At 51.6% G+C, this 24,271-nt stretch carries 35 protein-coding genes; 2 read left to right on the forward strand and 33 right to left on the reverse strand.

Annotation, left to right across the window (positions count from 1 at the left end; translation table 11 throughout):
* Window positions 1–7: 7 nt before the first annotated feature.
* From hrpB to HRU10_02915, 33 genes are all read right to left on the reverse strand, one after another.
* Window positions 8–2,578, reverse strand: coding sequence for an ATP-dependent helicase HrpB (gene hrpB / locus HRU10_02755; protein ID NRA26150.1), 2,571 nt, complete (start codon window positions 2,576–2,578; stop codon window positions 8–10).
* A 1-nt stretch (window position 2,579) separates the two neighbouring features.
* Window positions 2,580–3,293: a hypothetical protein gene (locus tag HRU10_02760; GenBank protein ID NRA26151.1), complete on the reverse strand. Its 714-nt coding sequence runs from the start codon at window positions 3,291–3,293 to the stop codon at window positions 2,580–2,582.
* A gap of 369 nt (window positions 3,294–3,662) precedes the next feature.
* Window positions 3,663–4,235: a 50S ribosomal protein L17 gene (rplQ, locus tag HRU10_02765; protein NRA26152.1), complete on the reverse strand. Its 573-nt coding sequence runs from the start codon at window positions 4,233–4,235 to the stop codon at window positions 3,663–3,665.
* 62 nt (window positions 4,236–4,297) lie between these two features.
* Complete coding sequence (locus tag HRU10_02770; protein ID NRA26153.1) at window positions 4,298–5,293, reverse strand: DNA-directed RNA polymerase subunit alpha; 996 nt, start codon at window positions 5,291–5,293, stop codon at window positions 4,298–4,300.
* Window positions 5,294–5,345: 52 nt separating this feature from the next.
* A complete protein-coding gene (gene rpsD / locus HRU10_02775) occupies window positions 5,346–5,954 on the reverse strand; it encodes a 30S ribosomal protein S4 (protein NRA26154.1) in 609 nt (202 codons plus the stop codon).
* A 19-nt stretch (window positions 5,955–5,973) separates the two neighbouring features.
* Entirely contained in the window at window positions 5,974–6,501 is a 528-nt protein-coding gene (rpsK, locus tag HRU10_02780) for a 30S ribosomal protein S11 (GenBank protein NRA26155.1), read from the reverse strand.
* Window positions 6,502–6,525: 24 nt separating this feature from the next.
* Window positions 6,526–6,897 (reverse strand): 30S ribosomal protein S13, encoded by a 372-nt coding sequence (gene rpsM / locus HRU10_02785; protein NRA26156.1) that lies wholly within the window; start codon window positions 6,895–6,897, stop codon window positions 6,526–6,528.
* A 69-nt stretch (window positions 6,898–6,966) separates the two neighbouring features.
* Entirely contained in the window at window positions 6,967–7,743 is a 777-nt protein-coding gene (map, locus tag HRU10_02790) for a type I methionyl aminopeptidase (GenBank protein NRA26157.1), read from the reverse strand.
* A gap of 98 nt (window positions 7,744–7,841) precedes the next feature.
* The gene (gene secY / locus HRU10_02795; protein NRA26158.1) at window positions 7,842–9,350 is read right to left on the reverse strand and encodes a preprotein translocase subunit SecY; all 1,509 of its coding nucleotides are present in this window, start codon (window positions 9,348–9,350) and stop codon (window positions 7,842–7,844) included.
* 76 nt (window positions 9,351–9,426) lie between these two features.
* Entirely contained in the window at window positions 9,427–9,912 is a 486-nt protein-coding gene (rplO, locus tag HRU10_02800) for a 50S ribosomal protein L15 (protein ID NRA26159.1), read from the reverse strand.
* A gap of 14 nt (window positions 9,913–9,926) precedes the next feature.
* On the reverse strand, window positions 9,927–10,499 hold the full coding sequence (gene rpsE / locus HRU10_02805; protein ID NRA26160.1) for a 30S ribosomal protein S5: 573 nt from the start codon (window positions 10,497–10,499) through the stop codon (window positions 9,927–9,929).
* A 7-nt stretch (window positions 10,500–10,506) separates the two neighbouring features.
* Complete coding sequence (locus HRU10_02810) at window positions 10,507–10,857, reverse strand: 50S ribosomal protein L18 (GenBank protein NRA26161.1); 351 nt, start codon at window positions 10,855–10,857, stop codon at window positions 10,507–10,509.
* A gap of 22 nt (window positions 10,858–10,879) precedes the next feature.
* The gene (gene rplF / locus HRU10_02815) at window positions 10,880–11,419 is read right to left on the reverse strand and encodes a 50S ribosomal protein L6 (GenBank protein NRA26162.1); all 540 of its coding nucleotides are present in this window, start codon (window positions 11,417–11,419) and stop codon (window positions 10,880–10,882) included.
* Between the two features lie 10 nt (window positions 11,420–11,429).
* Complete coding sequence (gene rpsH / locus HRU10_02820) at window positions 11,430–11,828, reverse strand: 30S ribosomal protein S8 (GenBank protein ID NRA26163.1); 399 nt, start codon at window positions 11,826–11,828, stop codon at window positions 11,430–11,432.
* Between the two features lie 36 nt (window positions 11,829–11,864).
* Window positions 11,865–12,170: a 30S ribosomal protein S14 gene (gene rpsN / locus HRU10_02825; protein ID NRA26164.1), complete on the reverse strand. Its 306-nt coding sequence runs from the start codon at window positions 12,168–12,170 to the stop codon at window positions 11,865–11,867.
* Window positions 12,171–12,175: 5 nt separating this feature from the next.
* A complete protein-coding gene (gene rplE, locus HRU10_02830; protein NRA26165.1) occupies window positions 12,176–12,748 on the reverse strand; it encodes a 50S ribosomal protein L5 in 573 nt (190 codons plus the stop codon).
* Window positions 12,749–12,798: 50 nt separating this feature from the next.
* Window positions 12,799–13,056, reverse strand: a complete 258-nt coding sequence (gene rplX, locus HRU10_02835) for a 50S ribosomal protein L24 (protein NRA26166.1) — start codon at window positions 13,054–13,056, stop codon at window positions 12,799–12,801.
* 2 nt (window positions 13,057–13,058) lie between these two features.
* On the reverse strand, window positions 13,059–13,421 hold the full coding sequence (gene rplN, locus HRU10_02840; protein ID NRA26167.1) for a 50S ribosomal protein L14: 363 nt from the start codon (window positions 13,419–13,421) through the stop codon (window positions 13,059–13,061).
* Between the two features lie 25 nt (window positions 13,422–13,446).
* Window positions 13,447–13,725: a 30S ribosomal protein S17 gene (gene rpsQ, locus HRU10_02845; GenBank protein NRA26168.1), complete on the reverse strand. Its 279-nt coding sequence runs from the start codon at window positions 13,723–13,725 to the stop codon at window positions 13,447–13,449.
* A gap of 12 nt (window positions 13,726–13,737) precedes the next feature.
* Window positions 13,738–13,944 carry a 50S ribosomal protein L29 gene (rpmC, locus tag HRU10_02850; GenBank protein NRA26169.1) on the reverse strand — a complete coding sequence of 69 codons (207 nt, stop codon included), beginning with the start codon at window positions 13,942–13,944 and terminating at the stop codon, window positions 13,738–13,740.
* Between the two features lie 23 nt (window positions 13,945–13,967).
* Window positions 13,968–14,390: a 50S ribosomal protein L16 gene (gene rplP / locus HRU10_02855; protein ID NRA26170.1), complete on the reverse strand. Its 423-nt coding sequence runs from the start codon at window positions 14,388–14,390 to the stop codon at window positions 13,968–13,970.
* 23 nt (window positions 14,391–14,413) lie between these two features.
* Entirely contained in the window at window positions 14,414–15,046 is a 633-nt protein-coding gene (gene rpsC, locus HRU10_02860; protein ID NRA26171.1) for a 30S ribosomal protein S3, read from the reverse strand.
* Between the two features lie 12 nt (window positions 15,047–15,058).
* Complete coding sequence (gene rplV, locus HRU10_02865) at window positions 15,059–15,397, reverse strand: 50S ribosomal protein L22 (protein ID NRA26172.1); 339 nt, start codon at window positions 15,395–15,397, stop codon at window positions 15,059–15,061.
* A 5-nt stretch (window positions 15,398–15,402) separates the two neighbouring features.
* Window positions 15,403–15,720 carry a hypothetical protein gene (locus HRU10_02870; GenBank protein NRA26173.1) on the reverse strand — a complete coding sequence of 106 codons (318 nt, stop codon included), beginning with the start codon at window positions 15,718–15,720 and terminating at the stop codon, window positions 15,403–15,405.
* Window positions 15,721–15,739: 19 nt separating this feature from the next.
* Entirely contained in the window at window positions 15,740–16,009 is a 270-nt protein-coding gene (gene rpsS / locus HRU10_02875) for a 30S ribosomal protein S19 (protein ID NRA26174.1), read from the reverse strand.
* Between the two features lie 19 nt (window positions 16,010–16,028).
* Window positions 16,029–16,874, reverse strand: a complete 846-nt coding sequence (gene rplB, locus HRU10_02880) for a 50S ribosomal protein L2 (protein NRA26175.1) — start codon at window positions 16,872–16,874, stop codon at window positions 16,029–16,031.
* Between the two features lie 19 nt (window positions 16,875–16,893).
* On the reverse strand, window positions 16,894–17,184 hold the full coding sequence (gene rplW / locus HRU10_02885) for a 50S ribosomal protein L23 (protein NRA26176.1): 291 nt from the start codon (window positions 17,182–17,184) through the stop codon (window positions 16,894–16,896).
* Complete coding sequence (rplD, locus tag HRU10_02890) at window positions 17,181–17,816, reverse strand: 50S ribosomal protein L4 (GenBank protein NRA26177.1); 636 nt, start codon at window positions 17,814–17,816, stop codon at window positions 17,181–17,183. The genes rplW and rplD overlap by 4 nt, the downstream gene beginning before the upstream one ends.
* Before the next feature lie 14 nt (window positions 17,817–17,830).
* Window positions 17,831–18,478, reverse strand: a complete 648-nt coding sequence (gene rplC / locus HRU10_02895; GenBank protein NRA26178.1) for a 50S ribosomal protein L3 — start codon at window positions 18,476–18,478, stop codon at window positions 17,831–17,833.
* 182 nt (window positions 18,479–18,660) lie between these two features.
* A complete protein-coding gene (gene rpsJ / locus HRU10_02900; protein NRA26179.1) occupies window positions 18,661–18,969 on the reverse strand; it encodes a 30S ribosomal protein S10 in 309 nt (102 codons plus the stop codon).
* Between the two features lie 25 nt (window positions 18,970–18,994).
* The gene (gene fusA / locus HRU10_02905; GenBank protein NRA26180.1) at window positions 18,995–21,124 is read right to left on the reverse strand and encodes an elongation factor G; all 2,130 of its coding nucleotides are present in this window, start codon (window positions 21,122–21,124) and stop codon (window positions 18,995–18,997) included.
* Between the two features lie 41 nt (window positions 21,125–21,165).
* Window positions 21,166–21,639 carry a 30S ribosomal protein S7 gene (gene rpsG / locus HRU10_02910; GenBank protein NRA26181.1) on the reverse strand — a complete coding sequence of 158 codons (474 nt, stop codon included), beginning with the start codon at window positions 21,637–21,639 and terminating at the stop codon, window positions 21,166–21,168.
* Between the two features lie 20 nt (window positions 21,640–21,659).
* Window positions 21,660–22,037 carry a 30S ribosomal protein S12 gene (locus tag HRU10_02915; protein ID NRA26182.1) on the reverse strand — a complete coding sequence of 126 codons (378 nt, stop codon included), beginning with the start codon at window positions 22,035–22,037 and terminating at the stop codon, window positions 21,660–21,662.
* A gap of 751 nt (window positions 22,038–22,788) precedes the next feature.
* Between HRU10_02915 and HRU10_02920 the strand changes: the two genes are divergently transcribed.
* Window positions 22,789–23,505: a hypothetical protein gene (locus HRU10_02920; GenBank protein NRA26183.1), complete on the forward strand. Its 717-nt coding sequence runs from the start codon at window positions 22,789–22,791 to the stop codon at window positions 23,503–23,505.
* Window positions 23,506–23,578: 73 nt separating this feature from the next.
* Entirely contained in the window at window positions 23,579–24,253 is a 675-nt protein-coding gene (locus HRU10_02925) for an HAD-IA family hydrolase (protein ID NRA26184.1), read from the forward strand.
* Window positions 24,254–24,271: the final 18 nt, after the last annotated feature.

Below are 24,271 nucleotides of genomic sequence, written 5' to 3' on the forward strand. Positions count from 1 at the left end.
CCCGCACTCACCGCCAATCATGCTTCGGGTAACGTCCGGCCAGGTCTTTCTTTATTTGCGGATAGCTACGTTCCCAAAACCCAACGAGGTCATCAGTGAGCTGAACCGGACGCCGGTTCGGTGCGAGCACTTCAATCGTAATGCTCACCGCACCATCGCAAACTTTCAAATCGTTCGCTTTCAAGTCATATAGCTCCTGAACCGTGGCCGGTAAAATCACACGCGCATGCTTGGCATCGTAACGTAGCTTGGCTGGTTTGCGACGGGTTGGCAGCAGAAATTCCTCAGGCGCTAGATGATCGAGTAAAGGATGCAACATATCCGGTATCCACGCTTTTAAAACCGGCCATACTTCCCGTCCCACAAGGTCTTTCTCGCGGGACGCACCAGAACAAATCTCTTCAAGCATCATACGCCGACCTGCCTCATCGATCACACTGACCCCCAATTCGGGCTGCCATTGTGCAACACAATTCACCCGCTCGATCCACTGCTCCACCGATGCATCCCACGCCCTGATTTTCCAGTCTCCATCCAGCACCTTACCCGCACAAAATTCAGCGGCAGCCACAGCGTCCACCTCACCACCCGGCTCCTCTTTAATAACCAAATCGCGGTAGGCCGTCACTTGAACCGCTTCCAGCGCTTGACGTGCCTTGTCGAAACGCACCGTTCCGTAAGTCTTGATCTGATCCGGAAAACAGCCGCGCAGCATCTCTAAATCGATGGCCGTCAGCTTATCGAGATAGGTCGAAACACCCCCACGGCTGGTCCGCTCATCCAGCTCAATCGCCACAAAGAGCTGTGCCTGCCGCACCCCACTCTCGCGACGGATATCACCCCGCTTCCCTCCGACGAGCTCACAGCGCAGTGTTCCGCGATCAAGGCGTCGTCCGACATGATCGGGAAATCCGCGCAAAAAGCAGCGAGCAAGCGACTCAGTGATAGGCGAATCCTCACGACTGATCGCATTCTCAGGAACTTGTTGCCGCAACTGCCGCGCAGTCTTAGCAGCTTCTCTCAGAGACACGCCATGCAGGCCCCACTCACGGCAAAACCGCATATCAAAGCGCGTCTGTGCCACCTGCTCCCAAACGATGAGGTATTTCCAGAGATCGCTTAGCTCCGCATCATCATGCTGCTCCCACCAGGCAACCCGTTCTTTTTCCTTCCGCCTATCTTTGAGCTGCATGATGACATCGCGCTCCTGAAACAGCGCTACCAGCACACAGATGGCATCCAGGTGTTCTGAACCCGCCGCCTCAAGCAACACCCGCGCATAGCGAGGATGGACGGACATACGGGCCATCTGTCTACCCATCTCAGTAATATGCCCCGATGCATCCAGAGCACCGATCCAATTTAAAACGGAGCGCGCCCGTTCGAGACGTTGCTGATCTGGATAATCCATCCACTTAAGCTCATCCCAGTCCACATGTTTCGCCGCTCCGATCGTGAGGAGCACATCACTCAAATCGACACGAAGCAGCTCCGGATCTTCATTAACGGGACGGTTCCCATGCTCACTCTGCCCCCACATGCGCACACAGCGACCGGGCGCAAGCCGCCCAGCACGACCCGCGCGTTGGTCCGCTGACGCTCGGCTGATGGGCTCGATATAAAGGGTATTAATCCCTCGATGCGGATCATAGCGCAGTTTACGCGCAAGGCCTGAGTCAACCACCTTGGTCACCCCCGGGATGGTGAGTGAAGTCTCCGCGACATTGGTCGAAACGATCACCTTCGGACGACTGCCCTCGTTCAGAGCAAAATCCTGTTTCTCCGGCGACATCTCCCCGTGAAGGGCACAGATTTCAAGTTGTCGTAGCGAACCGATACGCTCCAAAGCTTCGAGAGTCCGCCCAATCTCAAAAGCGCCCGGCATAAACACGAGACAAGACCCCTCAGGTTCCTCTTCGAACAATTGGCTCACGTGCCAAGCAGCTTGCTCCCAAATCGGTTTGCCATCGACCCGCTTTGGCTGCGCCGCATAGCGAATGTCCACCGGGAACGTTCGCCCAGAGCAACTGAGCACCCTACAGGGGTTTAAGTATTCAGACACCCGCTCCGTATCCAAAGTAGCGGACATCACACCAATACGAAGATCGGGGCGCAGCTTGTTTTGAATATCCAACGCAAGCGCCAGGGCTACATCGGCCTGGAGACTGCGCTCATGAAACTCGTCAAAAAGGATAGCGCCCACACCGTCCAGCTTCGGCTCATTCAAAATTCGCTGGGTGAGCATACCTTCAGTAATGTATTCGATCCGCGTCTCAGCAGACACAACATGAGCATGGCGCATGCGAAAGCCCACCGTGTGCCCCGGCTCCTCACCTCGCTCTGCAGCAACACGCTTGGCCAACATCCGCGCGGCGATCCGGCGTGGCTGAAGCACCAAGATACGTTTGTCTGACGGCAGGCAGCCACCATCAAGGATCATCTGCGGCACCTGAGTCGATTTTCCTGACCCGGTCTCTGCTCCAATAATTACCCGACTACACTCTTTATCCTGAAACAGAGAAACAATAGCACCCCGCAACTGCTCAATCGGCAACACCGATGGGTCTTCCGCAACCACCTCAAGTATCGATGTAAATCACACAGCCGGTCACATCGCAGAAATGCGGCGTACCATGCACCCGAGCATCCTCGATCGTTTCCTGAGAGACTTTCAAATGACTTCGCCGACACATACCATCTTCAATCGGCGCGACAAACGGAGGACGGTTTTTCAAATTCCGCTTAGCCTGATCATACGCGCGAATAAACTTTGTGGACGCCTTTCCACGAGCATCTTCATAGGCCGTTGTGACCTGCTCTAGCTCAGTCTTTAGATTCAGCTCTATTTCTTTGATTTCAGCCATCTCGGAATCCAAAGCGGCCAGGCGACCATCAAGCGTCGATTCTAATTCCTTTACCCGCTCAGACTCCTCATCAATCTCCATCATCACTTCCAACTCTTGGGTCTCGAGGTCGCTGATTTTTGTCTGAGTTGTCTCAATCTCATGAGTCAGCGCTTGATATTCCTCGTTCTTCTTTACCGAGAGTTGCTGGTTCTTGTATTTGGCGACCTGTGTCTCTGCAGAGCCCAATTCATTCTCCAAGTCCTTACGACGGACTTCCAAGGCACGTAGAGTCGACTTCTTTTCCTCAAATTCATCGCGCGCCGCAGTCTTTTTTCCCTCCAGCGTGTCGATCTTCGCAGGAATCGCTGCCAGCTCTTTTTCGAGCCTTATCTTTTTAGTATCGCGATCCTGAACAGTCAGGAGCTCTTGCACCTCGGGGTCGATCATGAGTCACGATTGCATCTACAGTGCCTAATAAGATCAATGAGAAAGCATCTTGCTCGGGCTCAAAACTGAAGGGGCGGATTCACCTGTCCGCATGCTGGGCACGAGGAGTCTTTTGATATATCCGTATTTGCCAGATAAATATGCGCACAGCGCACGCAATGATGCAGCCGTTCATCCCGGCGCTCAGCATCTCTCTTCACAAGAGAATTTTCAATTCCCCAGACATAGATAAGTGCCAGGAGAAAGCCCGAACCAATTAGAACTGCTACGAGGATTTCTACCATATCCGTTATGGTATAAATCCACAAAAAACCCGGCTGCAACCGTAGTTACATGCCGGGTTCAAAATATTAAGCGATGGGAAAGAAGCTAGTCCTTCTTGTCCGTTTCTTCTTCGGCTGAGTCTTCAGGTGTTTCAACCGCGGCTTCGGGCTCGGCAGTCTCATCAGAAGTTGATTCAACTTCTTCAGCTTCGACGGCCTCGACTTCAGTCACCTCTTCGGTCTCTCCAGCAGAATCGTCTTTAGCAGCCTTACCTTTTTTCTTTTTTGAGTAGCCGGTGTCATCGCCAGGGATGAGCTCGATGATCGCCATATCGGCTGCGTCACCTACGCGCTTCACCAACTTGTAGATGCGTGTGTAGCCACCGTTGCGATTCATGAATTCTTCGACCTTCTCGTTGAAAAGGAGATCAATCGCCTCGACATCACGCACGCGGGCAAGGGCCGTGCGCTTGTAGTGCAATGCGGCTGCGCCGCCTGCCGACTTGGCACGCTTGGCTTGAGTGATGATCTTCTCGATAAATGGACGCAATGCCTTAGCCTTTGGCAGTGTAGTGCGGATACGACCATGACGCAGAAGCGCCGCAGCCAGGTTGGCTACCAAAGCTTTGCGATGGGCGGTCTTCACACCCAATTTGTGGTTGTGTTTTACGTGACGCATCTCGTGTCAGAAGTAAGTGTTTAAGGATGGAGTCAGGACATTTAGATCTGCTCCTGATGATATTAGTCTAATGGACGATCGATGAGTCGCTCGTCGATTTTCATGCCGAGAGAAAGACCCAGCTGCTCCAGCTTGTCTTTTATCTCGTTCAAAGATTTTTTTCCGAAGTTGCGGTATTTGAGCATCTCTTGCTCAGATTTCATAGCCAACTCACCGACGGTGGTGATGTTTGCATTGTTCAAACAGTTCGCAGCACGCACCGAGAGTTCGATTTCATTCACGCTCATATTGAGGAGCTTGCGGAGACGGTTTTGCTCTTCGCTGATCTCTTTACCTTCGCTCTCGAACTCGATCTCCTCGTCGCTGACCTGCTCGAATACTTCAAGGTGATGCTTGAAAATAGCGGCAGACTGCTTCACGGCGTCGTCTGCAGAGATACGACCATCTGTCCACACTTCGAGTGTGAGCTTGTTGTAGTCTGTCATCTGGCCTACACGCGTGTCTTGGACCTCGTATTTGACGAGTTTGACAGGGCTGAACAAAGAATCGATTGGAATAACGCCAATGGGCTGTTCTTCGGTTTTGTTATTTTCAGCTGGGCAGTATCCGCGTCCGATGGACACCTCAAGCTCAGCAAGAAAACGGCGCGTCTTGTCGAGATGGCAAATCACCTGTTCGGGATTTACGATATCCACATTAGCCTCAGCTTGGATATCTCCAGCTGTGACAGCTCCGTCTTTCTCAACATCAATGATGAGCTTAAACGCATCACTGTTGTGAGAAATGATGAGGACCTTTTTAAGGTTCAAAACAATGTCGGTGACATCTTCGACGATGCCGTCGACGCTTTGAAACTCATGGTCTACACCATCGATTTTGATAGAAGTGATTGCTGCTCCCTCAATTGAGCTAAGGAGGACACGACGCAGGGCATTGCCAATGGTGTGGCCATATCCTGTTTCGAACGGCTCAGCCACAAATTTGGCATACGTATCCGTTTGTGAGTCCTCTTTTATGAGACGCTGTGGTAATTCGAATTTTCCGAGACGCTTAGGCATTCGACGCTGTGTGGCTGACAGTTAGATTTAAAAGGGTGTGAAGCGGATTGAATTAGCGGCTGTAGAACTCAACAATCAACTGAACATTGATGCCGGTCTCCAACTCTTCAGGGCTGGGCATACGTGTGACTTGACCTTTGATCTGGTCAGGAAGCACGGATAACCACGATGGGGGTGTGCGGAAAGCCGCATCTTCGATATTTGCAGTTGCAAGCTGACGGCTTGAACTACGCTCGCGGACAGTGACTTCATCACCAGCTTTTACTTGGTAGCTGGGGATGTCGACCTTGTGCCCGTTAATGCAAATATGACCATGGGTAACGAACTGACGCGAGGCACGACGTGTGCGAGCGAAGCCCATACGGTAAATGACGTTGTCGAGGCGAGTTTCGAGAAGGGTCAAAAAGTTTTCACCGGTAACACCACGAACGCGCTTAGCTTGCTCGAATGTGCGGCGGAATTGCTTCTCTGTCAGCCCATACATGAAACGCAGCTTTTGCTTTTCATTCAGGCCGAGTGAATACTCACTCATCTTCCGGCGCAGACGGGGTCCGTGCTGACCAGGAAGGAAGGGGCGGCGTTCAAAGGCTTTGTTCGCCGGAAAGATCGCCATTCCAAAGCGGCGATTCAAGCGTGTAGTAGGTCCTGTATAACGAGACATGGAAAAATCGTTTTAGAAATTAGACGCGGCGGCGTTTGGGAGGGCGGCAGCCATTGTGAGGCACTGGAGTGACATCTGTAATAGCGGTAACAGTGAGACCCAGTGATTGGACAGCACGCACTGCAGAATCACGGCCCATACCAGGTCCGTTAACTTTGATCACGACTTCTTTCATGCCGTGAGACAGGGCAACCTTGCCGGCGTCCTGAGTGACCACTTGGGCGGCATAAGCTGTAGACTTGCGTGATCCGCGAAAGCCCATCTTGCCCGCGCTGGACCAAGAGATTACATTTCCTTTGGAGTCACAGAAAGTCACCTTTGTGTTATTGAAAGTAGCCAACACGTTTACGATTCCGTTGATTACATTCTTGCTGCCTTTGGCACGGCGGATCTTGAGATCACCCAAATCTTCTTTGAGAAGATCTTCGGCAGTCTCCTCTTTTTTGACAGGTGCCTCTTCAGCGGGAACTTCTTCAGTTGCAACTTCCGCTGCAGGAGCTGTCTCTTCTTTTAGCTCTTCTTCCGGTTTTTCGGTTTCGTCGCTCATTTCGTTTAAATAGGTAAATAGTTACTATTTGCGCACAACACCGACAGTCCGGCGACCACCCTTGCGGGTACGGGCATTCGTTTTGGTACGCTGTCCGCGGACAGGGAGTCCACGCTGGTGACGCATACCACGATGCGAACGGACAGCCATCAAGCGTTTGATGTTGGATGCCACGTCGCGGCGCAGGTCACCTTCTACAACAAATCCCTTTTCCAGGATGATGTTAGCAAGCTGGTTTACTTCCTCTTCAGAAAGCTCGCGAGCGCGCTTCTCTGGATCGAAACCAGATTCCTTCACGACGAGGTCGGCGCGTGTCGGGCCAATACCATATACATAGCGCAAAGCGAATGGGATTTTTTTGTTGGGCGGAATGTCTACTCCGAGTAAGCGTGGCATAAAAAGTCTAGGGCTTTGATTTTACGGAAAAGATTGGAAAATACCTTTTTATCGATCTGAGAAAAGCTTTTATTTGTGATTTTTTGGCACAGTTAGAATTTCGGGTCCAGATTCAGTAATCAGAACTGTGTGTTCAGAGTGTGCAGCGGAACTGCGGTCCCGCGTAACGGCTGTCCAGCCATCCTCAAGCATATCTACTTGAGGGCTGCCCAAAGCAACCATGGGTTCGATCGCGAGAGTCATCCCTGCACGCAACTTTGGACCCGTATTCCGGCGTCCAAAGTTGGGAATCTGTGGCTCCTCGTGCATCGAGTGCCCGACGCCGTGACCGACAAAGTCACGAATGATTCCGAGTTTCTGGCGATCCAGATACTGCTGTATCGCATATGAAATATCACCGACCCGTTTGTTGGGTCGCGCCGCTGCGATACCGGCATCTAGGGCCTTGCGCGTATGCTCAACCAAGTAAGCATCCTCTTCAGATCGCGGCTGACCGACAATGATCGTACGGGCGTTGTCGCCGACCCAACCTTCGTGCAAGCAGCAGACGTCCAGAGTGATCACGTCTCCCTCCTCGAGCGTCTTTTCGATTCTCCCGATTCCATGAACAATCTCTTCATTCACGGAAATACAGGTATGTGCTGGGAAAATCTTTGAACCGTTCTTGTAGTTATAGCAGGCGCTCGCGCAGCCTTGCTCCTGCATCAACTTTTTCCCTAACTGGTCCAAATCATATGTCGTAACACCCACGTCAGTAGCCTGGACCATCTCATCCAATACGGTAGCGGCCATTTGGCACACTGTCCGCATCTGCGAGATTTCACTGTCTGACTTTATTGGAATCATAAATGGGTTAGGACTTATCTGATAGAACAGATGCGGAGTGATGGGCTCTCCTCCGCCGAAGCGATATCACGAAGCCGCGAAATGTTGATAAAAAGGACTCAGTTAAAAATGGCTGATACGAGACCGATTACAAACAGACCACCAGCGACGTAAAAGAAGGGACGCCACAGTTTCCAAGACTCGCGCAGATCGGTGGTATCCATAAGCTGCTTGTTGCGTGTCGAGGTCTTAGCTTTACCCTTACTTTTCTTGAGAAAACCGTCGTAGTGGCGCTGTAATAGATAGGTTTCTATCTGTCGCATGGTATCCAACACCACCCCCACAGTGATCAACATTCCCGTGCCACCAAAGAAGATGGCCACCGTGAACGGAATATTGAGAAAGTTAAACAACAGATCGGGAAACAGAGCGATCACCATCAGCGAGAAAGCGCCGAAGAAAGTCAGACGGGTCATCACGAAGTCGAGGAACTTCGCAGTCGGATCCCCAGGACGCACTCCCGGAATATATCCACCGTATTTTTTGAGATCATCCGCGATCTGGATGGGACGGAACATGATCGACACCCAGAAATAACTGAAAATGAAGATCATCGATCCAAAAATGATGTAATAAGCAGCTTCGCCTTGCCCGATCCATGATGCCGCGCGATTGAAGAAGCTGATGCCTGTTGCACCGCCCAAAGAATTCAAAATCTGGGCCGGAAACATGAGCAGCGCCGAGGCGAAGATCACCGGCATTACACCTGCATAATTTACTTTAAGCGGTAAGAACGAGCTTTGATCGCCATAGACTTTCCGTCCGACGATCCGCTTCGCATACTGCACAGGGATTTTGCGTTGTGCCTGAGTGATCGCGACAAGCGACGCTGTTACCACAAGGAGAAGCAGGGCCAAGAGCACACCGATTGGCAGATTTAGACGCGTCACGCCTTCCACACCGGCAGGCACATTAAACATGCCGTAAAGCGTCGCTACCGCCCGCGGCAGATCTGCGAGGATACCGACAGTGATAAGCAGTGAGACTCCATTTCCTACACCAGACTGAGTGATCTGCTCACCCAACCACACCATAATCATGGTGCCGGTGGTCAGAAATAAGGTAGCGGTCAGCGCGAACCAGAACAATGGCATCTGGACGATTTCGCCATTCGCTGCGATGGAGTAGCCCGGGATGATGGCACCAGGGTTGAGCGCCAAAGCAAAGACCAGCAGGAGACCCTGGATTAAACAAATCCCAAGAGTCAGGTAACGCGTGTAGCTGTTGAGTTTCTCACGTCCCACATCCCCCTCTTGTTGCAAACGAGAGATAGCAGGGAAAACCGCCCCCAGCAACTGCATGATGATCGAGGCACTAATATAAGGCATAATGCCTAAACCAAAAATCGCCCCATTCAGCAGCGCGCCCCCAGTAAACATGTTGAACATGCCGACCACGCCTCCACTGGCATCCGTAGCCGAATCGAAATAATCTTTGATCAGCTGAGGGTTGATTCCAGGCAGTGGAATGTTGGCACCGATCCGCGCGACAAAAAGCAGTGAGATCGTAAGCACCAGGCGCTTACGAAGCTCAGGGATCTTAAAACTGTTGGTGAAAGCAGAGAACATGTTGAGAGAGTCCGGGAAAAGAGAAAGCCGGTATTACATGCAAACCGGCTGACTCAAGAAAAGCATAGAGGATGAATTATGACTCCGTCTCAGATGAATCAGCTTCTGGAGCGACCTTTGTCTCAATGACAATGGCCTCGCCTCCAGCAGCTTCGATCAATGCTTTAGCTTTTTTGGAAAACTTGTGAGCACTGATCTTCACCTTGGCAGTAAATTCACCATCACCGAGGATCTTGACGAGATCACTGGATGAACGCACCAGTCCTTTGCTCTTGAGAAGCTCAGGAGTAATTTCATCAGCTCCGAAGTCACTCAGATCACGGAGGTTAACGATATCGTAGGTGGTAGAAAAATTCTTGTTGTTGAATCCGCGGTGAGGAAGACGGCGATAGAGGGGCACGTGTCCACTCTCAAAACCAGGACGTTGGCTGAAACCGGCACGGGAACGCTGACCCTTGTGGCCGCGGCCACAGGTCTTTCCGCGACCATTACCTTCTCCGCGTCCAACGCGAAGGAGGCGACGATTCGCACCATCAGAAGATTTGATTGAATGAAGTCTCATGTCGATTAGCTGGGTTATGCCTCGGCAGTTGCGGCGCGCAATTCTTTGATCTGTCCAGCTGTGCGGAGCTGACGGAGACCTGCAAGCGTTGCGTTTACAACGGCCAAGTGGTTATTCGAGCCCAAGCTCTTAGAAAGCACATTTTTGATGCCAACGGCTTCGAGCGCTGCGCGCACACCACCACCGGCGATGATGCCCGTTCCCTCTGATGCCGGGCGTAGCAATACCTTACCGCCATCCGCTTCGCCCAAAACTGGGTGTGGGATGGTCTCTCCTTCGAAACTGATGTGCTCCATCTGGCGATGTGCAGACTCGGTTCCTTTGCGGACAGCCTCGGGTACTTCCTTGGCCTTACCATATCCGACTCCGATACGACCTTTGCCATCTCCGGAAACCACGAGCGCGGAGAATGAGAAGCGACGACCTCCCTTCACGACCTTCGCACAGCGGTTAATAAATACTACCTTGTCGACGAACTCAGGTGGCTCTTGCTCACCTTGGTCACGATTACGACGATCGTCGTTACGGCGGCCACCGCGGTTGTCACGTCCGCCCCGATTTTGATTGTTGGGTCTATCGTTACTCATGGGCGGATTAGAATTTTAGGCCACCTGCGCGGGCAGCGTCAGCAAATGCTTTGATCATTCCGTGGTAGCGGCGTCCTGCGCGGTCAAAGACCACAGACTCGATACCGTTTTCTTTTGCAATTTCAGCGATCTTCGCACCGAGCACCTCAGCACCTGCGACGTTGCACTTCACGTCGTCCATCTTGATTGAGCTGACTGCAGCTTTGGTGACCGCAGCATCGTCATCAATGCACTGAGCATGGATGTTCTTGTTCGTGCAGCACACAGTGAGACGTGGCCGTTCAGCCGTGCCTTTAATTTTTCTGCGGATGCGCCAGCGGCGCTTTTGGGCTAAAGTTTTTTTCTTTTCGAGTTTCATATCTCTACGGGTTCAAGCTGCGTTAGGCAGTCTTCTTACCTTCCTTGCGGCGGACGTATTCGCCCTTGATGCGGACACCCTTACCCTTGTAAGGCTCTGCGGGATAAAATGAACGGATCGAGGCAGCTACCTGACCGACCATCTGCTTGTTAACTCCCTCTACCTTAAGAGCGGTGCCACCATTGACAGTCACCTTCACTCCTTCGGGGATCTTATAATGAATGATATGGGAATAGCCTAGAGCTAGATCGAGTTGAGAGGTGCCTTTCAAATCAGCGCGAAAACCGACACCTTGAATCTCAAGCTCCTTTTCGTAGCCGCTGACGACTCCGATGACCATACCATTGATGATAGAACGCACAGTGCCATAGAGCGCATTCGCCAGGCGACTATCCGAGGCAGGCTTCACCACTACGGTGTTATCCACCAGCTCGATGGATACAGCCTTGTCGAAAGACTGTTCAATTTTTCCCTTAGGTCCCTCAACGAAGACGGTCTGGCCGCTCACTTTTACAGTTACCTTCTCGTCAATTTCGATGGGAAGTTTTCCAATTCTGCTCATAGGTGCCTCCTTACCATACGTTGCAGATGAGCTCACCGCCGACTTTGTTGCGACGGGCTTCACGTGCACGCATGATGCCTTTTGATGTGGTTAGGATTGCAATGCCGAGGCCTCCGAGCACGCGAGGGATTTCGCGGTAGCTGCAATAGACGCGACGGCCGGGAGTAGACACACGTGAGATTCCCGCGAGTGCGGGCGTGTCTTTGACATACTTGAGCGTGACGGTGATGAACTTCCGCCCCTTCTCGTCGGTCGACACCTCATAATCAGAGATGTAGCCTTCGTCTTTAAGAATCGAAGCAATACCTTCCCGAATTTTGGAAAAGTAAGTCGTGCAGGATTCTTTGCGAGCAGCAGACCCGTTGCGAAGTATAGTGAGAAAATCGCCAATGGTATCGTGAACAGCCATAACTAGATGATGAGTAAAAATTTCTCCCTTAATGGATTACCAAGAAGAACGGGTAACACCGGGGAGGCGGCCTTGTGAGGCAAGTTCGCGGAAAGTGATTCGGGAGAGTCCGAATTTTCCAATGTAAGAGCGAGGACGTCCGGTAACGGAACAACGGTTACGCACTCGGATCGGTGAGGAGTTGCGAGGCAACTTGGCTAGACGGCGCTGAGCATCAAAGAACTCTTCGTCGGTTGCGTCTGGGTTTGCGATAGTTGCCTTATACTTTGCACGTTTTTCGGCAAACTTGTCGCACATTTCGATGCGCTTTTTATTACGAGCGATTGCAGATTTCTTAGCCATGTTATCTATGCAGCCTCTTCACTGTTTTCGTTAGATTGTTTGCGGAAGGGCATTCCAAAACGCTTGAGCAGTTCGAAACCCTCTGCGTCGGTTTTGGCCGATGTCACAATAGTGACGTCAAAACCAAATGTGCGCTTGGCGCCATCGACATTGATTTCGGGAAAGATCGTGTGATCTTTGACGCCGAAGGTATAGTTGCCACTGCCATCGAGTTTGTGACTCACTCCGCGGAAGTCGCGGATACTCGGCAAAGCCAGGTTGATAAATTTGTAGAGAAATTCATACATCCGGTTGCCACGCAGGGTAACCTTACAACCGATGGGCATACCCTCGCGGAGTTTGAAGTTCGAGATGCTGAGGCGTGCTTTAGTGACAACCGGCTTTTGACAGGTGATGACACCGATGTCTCGCACGATGTCCTGAAGCACAGCCTTCTCGTCAGTAGCTTTTACACCTGAGTTGATCACGATCTTCTCGATGCTGGGCACTTCATGTACGTTACCATAACCTTGGGCTTCTTTGAGCTCCTTGGCGATGGTATCGCGGTATGCTTTTTTTAATGTGGGTTCGTTGCTCATATCTTTTTGACCGGATTTCCGAACCGGCCAGCTGAGTATTTAATAATGCGTTAGGAAGCGCTCTTAGCATCAAATCGTGATGCGAGCATGATGTTACTAAAGTGGACAGATCCTTCGGACTCGATGATGCCAGTATCCTCGGCATTGGGATCCTGAGGGTTCTGTTTGACGTGTTTTTTGATCATGTTGACACCTTCAACAATGACGCGGTTCTTCTTTGGCAGAAAATTGAGTATCTTCCCTCTTTTGCCTTTGTGGGAACCAGAGATTACAACGACTTCGTCGCCCTTCTTAATCTTTGCAGCCATGACTATAATACCTCCGGTGCGAGTGAGATGACCTTCATATACTTCGCACGCAACTCACGTGCTACAGGTCCGAAAATGCGAGTTCCCTTGGGGTTTCCTTCATTGTTTACAACCACTACCGCATTATCATCGAAGCGTAGGTAACTTCCATCGGCTCGACGGATCGGTGCCTTGGTCCGAACAACCACGCAGCGTACGACTTCGCCCTTCTTCACAGAGGCGTTGGTGCTACTCTCCTTGATATTGCAGACAATAATGTCGCCCACAGATGCGTGGCGCTTGGGTTGTCCGAGACGTCGAATCATCATAGCCTTTTTGGCTCCGGTGTTGTCCGCCACCTCGAGTCGGGTGTTCATTTGAATCATATCTATGCCTCCCTGAGTATAAGGATTAACCTACGATCGGTGCTGCTTCTACGATCCGGACCAAACGCCAGCGCTTGAGCTTGCTCATCGGGCGGGTCTCCATGATCTCGACCTTATCCCCTACCTTGGACTCGCACTTTTCATCGTGTGCGTGCACCACGGTCTTGCGCTTGATTTCTTTTTTGTAAAGCGGATGCGGGATCTTGTATTCGTAGGCAACCTTTACTGTCTTGTTGCCAGAAACGCTGACGACCATGCCAATGAGGTCCTTGCGTGAATTTCTATCTGAGTTGTTTTGTGACATGGTGTATCAAAGTTAGGAAGCTACCGCCTCAGCCTTTTTCTTTTCGTCGATGATGGTGAGCATGCGCGCGATGTCGCGGCGGAAGTCCCGAAGGAGGTGGGTTTGTTCGACTGTGCCCACTTGCTTCTTCATACGTAGCAATGTGAGTTCGTCGCGGGTTTCCCGAACCTTCTTTTCGATTTCGGGAATGGAAAGAGCACGAATATCTTCAGATTTCATAGGATCGCTTGCTGAGAGATGGATCAGGTTGCAATTTCGCCGCGTTCGATGAAGCGGCACTTAAAGGGGAGTTTACCGTCGGCGAGACGTAAGCCCTCACGAGCAGCAGCGATAGGTGCACCTGCTACCTCGAAAAGTACCATACCGGGCTTCACTTCGACACACCAGAACTCGACACCACCCTTACCTTTACCCTGACGGGTTTCAGCTGGCTTCTTTGTGACGGGCTTGTGTGGGAAAACGCGGATCCAGATTTTCCCCTTCCGCTTGAGGTGACGATTGATGGAAATACGCGCTGCTTCGAGCTGACGCGCAGTCAACTTTCCGCGACCCATGGCCTGGATTCCGAAATCACCGAAGGCCAGTGTGTTGCCGCGCGTTGCGTTACCGCGGTTGCGGCCTTTTTGGACCTTACGGAACTTGGTGCGTGATGGAAGAAGTGGCATTGTAAATTACCTCCTGAGGGAAATTAGAGATTGTCCGCGGTTTCAGTACAGATCCAGCACTTGACCCCAATCACCCCGTAGGTGGTGCTGGCTTCGGCCGTTCCGTAATCAATGTTCTCGCGCAGAGTGTGCAAAGGCACACGACCGAGGCGCTGCTGTTCAGTGCGCGCAATGTCAGCTCCACCTAAACGACCCGAGACCTGTAAACGGATTCCCGCAGCGCCCAGAGACATAGTAGTTTGGACCGCTTTCTTCATAGCGCGGCGGAAGGAAATACGACGTTCTAGCTGAAGGGCCACGTTTTCAGCAACCAATTTAGCTACGAGATCGGGGCGCTTGACCTCTTGGATATCAAGGATGAGGTCTTTCTTAATAAGCTTAGCAAGCTCAGCCTTGATCTTGTCGAGCTCTGCACCCTTGCGGCCGATGACCACACCGGGGCGCGCAGTGAAAATCTTTACGCGGATACGATTGCTCGCACGCTCGATGAAAATGCGGGGCACGGAGGCAAAGCGCAGTTTCTTTTCGAGGTAGTTGCGGATAGTGTGATCCTCTTTAACGATGTGCTTATAGTCTGCCTTGTTTGCATACCAGCGTGACTCCCAGTCACGACGCACGCTAAGGCGAAAGCCTATTGGATTTACCTTCTGTCCCATATCTAAAATTCCTTAGTTCTCTTCGTCGGTGAGGATAATTTTGATGTGGCTGGTGCGCTTCTTGTAGGGATGCGCAGAACCACGTGATGCAGGGCGGAAACGACGAAAAGCAGCGCCTTGCTCGACGATAGCAGTCTTTATTACGAGACTATCAGAATTGAGGTTGTGGTTATTTTCAGCGTTCGCGATGGCAGAGAGCAGTGTCTTTTGAACCAGGCGGGCCGACTTACGAGGAATGAATCGAAGCCGCTCGGCAGTCTCGACTGCTGGTTTTCCCTGAATGACTCGGGTAATCTCACGGACCTTGGTCGGAGACATGCGGCTGTTCTTTGTGTATGAAATGACTTCCATGATCTTTAGAAATTGAAGTTCGCCTTGAGTTGGACGGTTTGGCCGATGTTCACTGGCCGGTCTTGGAATAGCGCTGTGATGAGTGCCACGGAATGATTCGCATCGCTCGCGATCACGATAAGCTCAGCGACAATCTCCCCGCCGCGTATGACCTCAACTAGAGTGCCATTCACGAATCCTGAGCGCGCCCCAGCAGACAAAGTGATCACCTCGACAGAGGCTTCGGTATCAATCGCAAGAACCCGATCGCCAGCAACCGCCATGGACCCTGCGCTCAGAAGAGCGAGGCCGAGGAAAAGCAATCTATGGATGAACGGGTTCATGGATATCAATTCAGCTCGCTTACTTTTTGCCCTGTCCGCCGTGCGCTTTGAACGTACGGGTAGGAGCGAATTCACCGAGTTTGTGGCCGACCATATTTTCTGTGACATACACAGGAATGAAGGCTCGACCGTTGTGGACATTGAGATTCAGACCGACGAAATCGGGCGTAATAGTAGAACGCCGCGACCAAGTTTGGATCGGCTTACGAGAATTTGCCTGAGCCGCCTCCTCGATCTTCTTCATGAGGTGAGGATCGACAAAAAAGCCTTTTTTAATTGAGCGTGCCATAATCTAAAATCGAAGGGAATTAACCGCGCATCTTTTTGCCGTTGCGGCGGACCAAAATTTGTGAATTTGACTGCTTAGAACGGCGACGTGTCGGCTTGCCCTTAGCGAGCTGGCCCCAAGGGGACATGGGGTGTCCGCCACCCGAAGTGCGACCTTCACCGCCACCCATTGGGTGATCGACAGGGTTCATGGCCACACCGCGCACACGGGGGCGTTTACCGAGCCAACGGCTGCGACCGGCCTTACCAATAGTGCGGTTCTGGTGGCTGCGGTTACCGACGGAACCAATTGTCGCGCGGCAGCGTGCGTCCAAAAGACGGATTTCGCCAGACGGCAGCTTAATGGAAGCCTTGCCCTTCTCGACGTTGATGAGCTGAGCACTTTGTCCAGCGGCGCGCGCCAGCTTTGCTCCGCGACCGGCGAACAACTCGATGTTGTGAACCGAGGTCGAAGGGGGCATCTCAGAGAGCGGCATGTTGTAGCCGGGGTTAAAATCTCCGTTGGCCTTTGTCAGGTTGAGGAGCACATCACCGACGTTCACGTTCTCGGGAGCCAAAATGTAGCGCTTTTCACCATCTGCATAAACGATGAGGGCGAGGTTAGCCGAACGATTGGGATCGTATTCGATAGCATCGACGCGACCGGGGATATCATATTTATCACGGCGGAAATCGACGATACGATAAAGTTTGCGGTGCCCCCCGCCACGACGACGTGAGGTGATGCGGCCATAGCAATTACGCCCCTTGGCGCGATGCTTAAATTCAGTCAGCAGACGCTCAGGACGCTTTTTCGAAACATCCGCTTTATTGCGAACGAGAAAACGCTGGGTCGGCGTAACGGGTTTGTGGTGTTGAAGTGGCATGGCGTTTCAGGCGTCGAAATTAAACGAGTTCGATTTTGTGCCCTTCCTTGAGGGTCACGATGGCCTTCTTGAAGGCCGGCTTTCTGCCAGGGCGCGCTGCGCGGTAGCGGTTCGCCTTCAGTTTAGCTTTGCGGATCATGATGTTTACGCGAGCTACCTTCACTTCGAAGATTTGCTCGATCGCCTCACGAACCTGAGTCTTTGAAGCTGTCATATCCACCTCGAAGGTGTATTGCAGCAGATTCTCGTTCAGGTTTGAGGCCTTCTCGGTGATCCGGTATTCCTTTAAAATTTTGGTAGCGTCGATCATGACTCTCCTCCTGCTACACGGCTCAACAATGTCGCCATGCCTTGTTCGCTGATGATGATTTGGTCGTAACGTACGAGGTCCAAAGCGTTTACTTGGCTCGCGTTGGTGATCGCGACCTTCTCGAGGTTACGTGCAGCAAGCACCTCTTTGTCGCCAAACGCGTCGTCTACAACGAGTGTCTTTCCTTCAGCACCGATGTTAGAAAGGATGCCTTTGAAGAGCTTGGTTTTCGCCTCCGTGACTTCCCACTTTTCGATAAGATCAAGCTCGCCGGCGGAGGCGCGGTCGAACAATGCCCTACCGAATGCAAGGGTCTTAAGCTTGCGGTTGATCTTTTGAGAGTAGTCGCGGGGTTTGGGGCCAAATGCTACGCCACCTTTGTAATGCTGGGGCGCGCGGCGTGTTCCTTGACGAGCGCCACCCGTGCCTTTTTGGCGGAAAGGTTTTTTACCTGTGCCAGCTACCTCGGCACGTGTCTTAGTCGATGCGTTGCCTTGGCGTTTGTTGGCCTGGTGTGCAATGACCACCTGACGAAGAGCGGCGAGGCCCTTGTTACCTTCAAATTCTGGGAACTCGTTGATTTCCTTTTCGGAAGCCGATGATCCGTCCGCTGAGTAAAGTTTAAATTTCATCTCGGATATTCCTTTTATGCTGATTTGGGAATACGGACTTTCTTGGCTGGGCGAATCGTTACTAACGATCCCTTGTTTCCAGCGAAGCTACCGCGAATCAAAACAATGTTTTTCTCGGGAATGATCTTCACGACCTGCAGATTTTGAGTCGTGCGTGATTTGTCTCCCATGTGACCGGGCATCTTCTTGTTTTTGAAGACGCGGCCGGGCCATTGGCACATACCGTAAGATCCACCACGACGGTGAAACATCGAACCGTGCGATGCAGGTCCCCCTGCAAAATTCCAGCGCTTGACCACACCTTGAAAACCACGGCCCTTCGTCGTCGAGATGACGTCGACCTTCTTGCCTTCTTCCAGTTTTTCGACAGTGAGCGTGTTACCGACTTCGAATCCATCCAGGTCTTCGGTGCGGAACTCCTTCAAAGTCGTGTGAGGAGCGATGCTGTTTTTCTCGAGGTGGCCAACTTCTGCTTTGCTCAAGCGGGAGGCTTTTTGCTCTCCGTAGGCCAACTGAACTGCTGAGTAGCCATCCGTCTCGATTGTGCGGAGCTGAGAGACCGTGCATGGACCCGCCTCAACCACAGTCACAGGGACCAACTGGTTGGACTCATCATACACTTGGGTCATCCCAAGTTTTTTGCCTAAAAGAATAAAGCTCATAAATCAAGAGGCAGGCGACGACAGGAATGCCGAGCTTTGGACCTGCATTGAGGATAAAATTAATAAGAAGAAATCGGAGGATGCGCCCGCTCTTGAATCACCTAAGTGAAGCAGTCAGCAGCAGCTGTTGCCGATGAAAGATGAAGAGCAAGTCACTCTAACCCTTCCTTGGCAAGAAAAAATCACACATTAATTGTGATATCGACGCCAGCCGGCAGATTTAGCTTCTTCAGCTCATCCACGGTGGCCGCTGTAGGCTCTACGATATCGATCAAACGCTTGTGTGTACGCACCTCAAATTGGTCCATAGACTTTTTGTTTACGTGCGGAGAACGGTTCACTGTGAACTTCTCGATACGTGTGGGTAAAGGAACGGGTCCAGAGACGCGCGCTCCTGAACGCTTGGCAGTTTCGACGATCTCCAAGGCGGACTGATCGATGATGCGGTAGTCGAAGCCTTTGAGGCTGATACGGATTTTAGGTGCACTCATAGTGTGTTAATTGGGTTTAATTATATTAGCGGCCGGTTTCAATGATCCGGGTTAAGACGTTGGAAGGCACTTCTTCGAAGCGCGATGGAGTCATGGTGTAAGACGCACGACCTTTGGAAAGTGAACGCACATCAGTGGCGTAACCAAACATAGTCTCTAAGGGCACCTCCGCCTTTACGACGGTGAGGCCATTTTTCGAATCCATGCCCTGAATCTGCCCACGACGGCGGTTGATATCGCCCATAATATCGCCCTGATACTCATCAGGTGTAGAGACTTCGACATCCATCACAGGTTCTAGCAGCACAGGCGCAGCTTGTTCCATGGCGGAGCGAAAGGCAAAAATTCCGGCCATTTTAAAGGCCATCTCTGAGGAATCGACGTCGTGGAAACTCCCGTCGAAAAGCTCGACTTTGAAATCGACCACAGGATAGCCAGCGACAGTGCCGTTGTTCGCAGCCTCGGTGATTCCGTCGAAGGTCGGCTTAATAAATTCGCGCGGAATCGCCCCTCCGACGATTTTGTCTACCAGCTCCATGCCCTTGCCCGGCTCATTGGGAAGGAGACGAATCTCGCAGTGGCCATACTGCCCCTTGCCACCGGACTGCTTAATGAATTTTCCAGTGCCTTGCGCATTTGCGCGGACTGTTTCGCGGTAAGCGATCTGTGGTTTACCAGCACGGGCCTCGACCTTAAATTCACGGAACATGCGATCCCGGATAATCTCCAAGTGCAGCTCACCCATTCCAGAGATGAGCGTTTGGCCGGTCTCCTCATTACTCGAAACCTGAAAGGTGGGATCCTCCTCGGAGAGTCGACGTAAAGCGACGGACATCTTTTCCTGATCCGCCTTGGTATTCGGCTCGATCGACATCGAGATTACCGGATCCGGGAAAGACGGTGGCTCAAGACGCACGTCGAGCTTCTTTTCGCAAAGGGTGTCTCCGGTGATGACGTCCTTGGCTCCGATCAGCGCACAAATATCTCCCGAATAGGCCGTGTCGATATCCTCACGCGAATCAGCCTTCATCACCATCAAACGAGAAATCCGTTCCGACCGTCGCGTCCGAGGGTTATAAAGCTGGGTACCTTTACTCAGCGTGCCCTGATACAGGCGGAAAAATACCAACTTACCCACAAAGGAGTCATTCATGAGCTTGAACGCCAAACCTGCGGCAGGCTTGCTATCGTTCGGCACCACTTCCAGCGGTTTGCCAGCGTCGTCTTCACCTTCAACAGGCGGTAGATCCAGGGGCGAGGGCAAATAATCGACAATGGCGTCCAGCAACATCTGAACTCCCTTGTTCTTAAAGGCCGAACCCGGGATCACCCCGATAAATTTAAGAGACAGCGTCGCTTTACGGATAGACGTCCGCAACACGTCGGGATCCAGTGTATCGCCCTCGAGGTAAGCCTCCGCTAGGTCGTCATCAAAATCACACAAGGCCTCTATGAGTGACTCGCGCGCCTCAGCTACCGCTTCCGCCATATCGGCTGGAATCGATACCTCATCAAACTTCATTCCAGATGGATCGGTCTCATCATAGACATAGGCGATCTCGCGCACAAGATCCACCATCCCGGAAAATTCCTCACTCTCGCCAATAGGCAAAAAAAGTGGATGGGCATTGCCCTTGAGCTTTTCGCGGATCGTCGCGCAAGCGTGCATGAAATCCGCGCCCATGCGGTCCATCTTATTGATGAAGGCGATGCGCGGAACATGGTATTTATCCATCTGCCTCCAGACCGTTTCGGACTGCGGCTGCACACCTTCCACCGAGGTAAACACGGCGACGGCGCCATCAAGCACCCGGAGCGAACGCTCAACTTCTGCGGTAAAGTCGACGTGCCCCGGCGTATCGATGATGTTGATATTCTGCGGAATCTCCGCAAAGGGGCCACGCTGCGTCGTCCAACCGCACGATATAGCGGCAGACGTAATTGTAATTCCTCTCTCACGTTCCTGTTCCATCCAGTCGGTAACTGCACTGCCTTCGTGCACTTCACCCATGCGGTGAACCACACCCGCGTAGAATAGGATACGTTCTGTTGTTGTCGTCTTGCCGGCGTCAATATGCGCAGCAATACCGATATTGCGCGTATATTCTAACGGGCAACGACGGTTCGCGGCATTTGCTGAAGAGACATCAGCCATAGACAAAAACAGTTGAGAAAGAACAAAGGGGAGGCTGGGGATTACCAGCGCAGGTGAGCGAAGGCTCGGTTGGCTTGGGCCATACGGTGGGTCTCGTCTTTTTTCTTCACCACCGCGCCAGTATTATTGTAGGCGTCGACGATTTCATCTGCGAGCGCCTCGCGCATGGATACGCCCTTCCGGTTGCGGGCGGTGCTGAGCATCCAGCGGAAAGCCAGGCTTTGCTGACGCTCAAAAGAAATTTCCACGGGCACCTGGTAGGTAGCACCACCGACACGGCGGCTTTTCACTTCCAGTTTCGGACGAGCATTTTCAAGAGCTCCGAGGAGCAAATCGATCGGATCGCCCTTACCGAGCTTCTCGCTAACGCGCTCAAAGGCACTATAAACGATGCGCTGAGCGACGGTTTTCTTGCCACTCTTCATAACGAAGTTGATGAGAGAAGCGACAAGTGTGCTGTTATAGCGGGGGTCCGGAGTGATCGGACGTTTTACTGCGCGGTGACGACGTGACATGGTTCAGTAAATTTAAAGGCTTAGCTTTCCTTAGGGCGCTTCACTCCATACTTGGAGCGGCTGCGACGACGCTTATCTACCCCGACACAGTCGAGAGCACCACGGACAATGTGGTAGCGGACACCCGGAAGGTCCTTCACACGACCGCCACGCACGAGCACGATGGAGTGCTCTTGGAGATTGTGTCCTTCATCAGGGATGTAAGCGATGACTTCGAATCCGCTAGTTAGGCGCACTTTGGCGACTTTACGAATAGCAGAGTTAGGTTTCTTAGGCGTACGAGTCATGACTTGCACACACACACCGCGGCGGAAAGGATTGGCCACAAGTGCGGGAGACTTTGACTTCGCCTTGATGAGCTTGCGCGGTTTGCGGACAAGTTGATTGATCGTAGGCATACTATAAAATGAATTGCTTGAAGATTGAGAAAGCGATTCAAGCTACATGGCGAGTTTTCGCAATCAAGTCCTAAATCGGTTATTTTGCGCGACCGGGTAGACTCACAGGTCTTGACACCGGACATGGATCTTATCCACCCAGAGCTTCCGGCCGAAGAGAAGAAGAGACGACGCCCACTCAAGAGACCTACAAAAAACATCATGCGGCTATCCATCAAGCGCATCACACCGGGTCCCCAATCCTTGAAAACCCTTCCCGGGATCGCCAAGCCCCAGCTTGGCCACTGACGCCAAAGTCGACGTAAAGACTCTCCTCCAACAACAGTTCCTACCCGGCCCCTAAGCCTTTAAGTCTGTGGCACTAGGGCATTATGTATTTAGATTGGCGCACAGCGATTGAGCCACCCGTTCGGCGGCGACGAAGCGCCGCCCTCCATCGCCCCCAACGATTTGAGGAGCACGCTTTGATGTGACCCATAGCCTAAATAATGTCAGATAATGCTGTTTGAAGTTCGCACGAGGCGACTGGGCTTTGCGATGAAATATAATGGCGATGCGTATGACCTGCTCGAAAGAAAACCCTCGCCTCCGCTAACCATCGTTTTAGCCCTTTCCAAAACTATGCGCATAGAATTATATAACCCATTGATGAATAAATTTTTATATATCATAATATGGACGTTGCACTTGCCCAAATAACGGTGATATAGTGACGATTCGTGGATATAATATTAACTGTTGGACAAGTAAAATGAATATAACAAATCCAGGGCGTCGCTTACTCGACATCTTGAAGTATTTCAAAGCTAACGCGAAGCAAAGCGGGAGAGGTTCCTTAGCAAGTTACTTCTCAATCGACGCGAGCTCAAACGAAGAAGTATTCGCCAAGGTGTCAAAATTCTATATCCTGATCGGAGACGCCGAAAGAAAAATCAAAAGTATTGATGATCCTTACCGAGACAAAGTTCTCCTCTGCTTCGTCCCCCTGAAAAAACAGTTCAAAAGTGTAAACGTAGATAGCTCTTGGCAGGGACAATTGAATCAGATCTCAGAATCTGACCTTGGATTACTCGAGATTGGAGCTGACCTTCTAGACAAGCATTTCAAAGAAAACGAAATAGAGAAAAAACAGCTCGATGCGCTTATCATTGATGTAAACCAAGTAGACAGTGAGATCATTAATTCTGATGTAGATCCAAAGGTTAAAGGGGTCATCATTGATCTGCTCGAAGGCATACGAGTTAGCGTGTCTGATTACAAGGTGAGTGGCGTCGAAGGACTTAAGAGAATCCTAGCAGAGTCTTTCGGGCGACTCTCGTTAGATCATGAAATCGTTTCAGTTGAATCAGAAAAAGAAAGCGTGAAACACTTTTGGGACATCCTATCAAAAATAAATACTATGATTTCATCTGCAGACTTAAGCTACAAGCTAAGCAGCAAGACGATGGACTTTCTTAGTGGCATCTAAGTCCAACCAGTCGAGATAGCCAACACCTAGGCTGCGCCTAGGCGTCGGCTACTCTCTACGTTGGGCCACAACAATGATTCGAGCGATTCTCTTTGATCTAGATGGAACACTGCTTGACCGACACAGTAGTCTCATGCTCTATGTCCATCAGCAGATGGATCGCTGTGCAAGTGTGCTAAGTGGCATCCCGCTCCCAGACTATCTGGGCAAAGTGATTGACCTTGATGCACACGGGCATCAACCGAAGGATGTAGTGTTTCTGGAAGTTGAAGCTCACTTCGATCTTCCAAGGAATAGTTGGAAGACCTTGCTCAACGACTTCCTAACACACTTCCCCCACGTATGTGTTCCATTCCCAATGATGCATCAGACCCTTCAGGGCCTGAAAGACCGAGGCTTTGAATTGGGTCTTGTAACCAACGGTAGAAGCGCATCTCAAGATCCGAAGATTGACGGGCTTGGCATTCGGCATTATCTCGGAGCGGTACTAGTATCAGAAGAAGAGGGCGTGAGGAAGCCTAACCCAGAGATATTCCACCGCGCTCTCCGGCAGCTAGACGTGTTGCCTCATGAAACGATCTTCGTTGGTGACAACCCAAAGGCAGACATTCAAGCAGCCGATTTCGTCGGCATGAAAACAGTTTGGATGAAAGATGATTATTGGCCAATCCCCGATGCTATGGATGGTGAAATCTCAGGATTAGCACAACTACCAGAGTTTATAGAGCACTTGGCCCAACAAGAATGAATGAGAAGGCGGTGAACT

The sequence above is a fragment of the Opitutales bacterium genome (genome assembly GCA_013215165.1).
Taxonomy (GTDB): domain Bacteria; phylum Verrucomicrobiota; class Verrucomicrobiia; order Opitutales; family JABSRG01; genus JABSRG01.